The sequence below is a fragment of the Paenibacillus sinopodophylli genome, assembly GCF_005930355.1.
Taxonomy (GTDB): Bacteria; Bacillota; Bacilli; order Paenibacillales; family Paenibacillaceae; genus Pristimantibacillus; species Pristimantibacillus sinopodophylli.
This window is the reverse complement of sequence record NZ_VDBO01000045.1, coordinates 1-1,089: the sequence shown is the minus strand read 5'-3', so window position 1 is coordinate 1,089 and position 1,089 is coordinate 1. Positions and strand designations below refer to the sequence as shown.

1 protein-coding gene is annotated in these 1,089 nt (G+C 51.2%); it reads right to left on the bottom strand.

Annotation, left to right across the window (positions count from 1 at the left end; translation table 11 throughout):
* A partial coding sequence (locus FGT79_RS30575; protein ID WP_171056540.1) for an S-layer homology domain-containing protein occupies positions 1-1,089 on the bottom strand: 1,089 nt, incomplete at both ends.

Sequence of the window (1,089 nt, the reverse complement as noted above, 5' to 3'; positions counted from 1 at the left end):
CGCTGTTCTTGTACTCATAGGCGCGAACAAGCAGTGCCGCCATTTGTTCACGGGTGATTCTCGCGTTCGGATCAAATGTGGTCTCCGATACTCCGAGGACAAGCCCCGCTTCATAAGCCATTGCAACTTCCTTCGCATACCATTGGCCCTCTTGAACATCGTCAAACGGAGCTGCGCTTGCAGCCTTGGTTAGTCCTAAAGCTCGCACCAGCAAAGATGTGAATTCAGCACGAGTTGTATGTCCATTTGGTGTGAAGAGTGTATCGCTTGTACCTTTAATGATATGCTTCGCCGCTAACACCTCCAACGTCCGAGAAACCCAGTGGGTCGCCGGAACATCCGTGAATGGCTTCGAGTATTCCAGCACCGCATACTTGCTCAAATGCTCAAGCGTAACTGTCACTGTATTCTTGGTAGTATCTACGCTGCCTCCTACATATTCCCACTCTTTGCTTGCTTCATTGTAATAATAAATGCCTAGCAGGTCTTCATCAGCCCCATTGCTATAAGGCAAGGAAAGTTCAACTCTGCCATCTACATTGCTGATGGCGATGACTTGGTTGTTGTACTTCAGCTTAACGGTGATGTCGTAGATCACGCTTGCAACTTCTATACGTGCTTGACCACCTTGGGCTGGAGCATTCGCGATATCTCCAGCAGTCACTGGCGCAACGGTTACTTCAATACTTGCCCCGAACGGATTCCCCGCCGCAGTCAACCATTGCTTCAGCGCATCCGCTTGAACCGTTAGAACCGCATTCGCGGCTTTCACCTGCAGGGATAGCCCGCCGATATCCTGTACAGGAATGGACTTCGATATGATGCCGCTGCCGAACTCCACAATCGCTTTGTCTCCATTCTTAATGACATCTGTTGGCGCCGGTGTCGATGGTCCTGGTTGGCTAGGAGGATTCGTTGGCTCTGGATTGCTTGTTGTCTGGCCGCTAATCGTAATCGATTTCGTTCCTACGATGCCCGAACCATCGGCTGCCGTCGCCTTCACCGTTACGTTGCCGTCGCTCACAGCAGTCAATAGACCCGACTCATCGATCGTTGCGCTTCCTGTTCCATTCCAGGCAGACCAGATGA